Here is a 414-nt window from a genome sequence, read left to right as displayed (position 1 = left end):
ATTTCAAAACCTTACTGAACTTGAGTACTTACATATTGGAGGCAATAATCTTTCTAATTTTCCAATAGAAATAACTATACTTACCCAGTTAAACTTTCTTCATATTGGGAACAATACTATATCATCAATCCCATCAGCATTTTCAAAACTGAATAAGTTAACACAAGTACAAATACAAAAAAATAATATCGGATACAGTGGTATTGAAACTGTCGATAAATACTTCGATAGGTCTTTTTCTTATAATAACCAAGGAAATATCTCTGAAGACTCTACTATCTTTTACAATCAAAATATCATAATATATGTTCCAGATTCAGCTACCAATAACCAGTACCAATGGTATAAAGACAATTCTATTTTAAACAATGAAAATAATAGAAATTTGTCTGTTTCTGAAGATGGTACTTATCA

At 28.3% G+C, this 414-nt stretch carries 1 protein-coding gene; it reads left to right on the top strand.

Features of this window, described 5'->3' with window-relative positions; all coding sequences use genetic code 11:
- A partial coding sequence (locus tag IC221_RS29355; RefSeq protein WP_223241541.1) for a hypothetical protein occupies positions 1-414 on the top strand: 414 nt, incomplete at both ends.

This window comes from Flammeovirga sp. EKP202, assembly GCF_014534745.1.
GTDB lineage: Bacteria > Bacteroidota > Bacteroidia > Cytophagales > Flammeovirgaceae > Flammeovirga.
The sequence above is the reverse complement of the archived record's forward strand: the minus strand, read 5'-3'. Positions and strand labels throughout refer to the sequence as shown.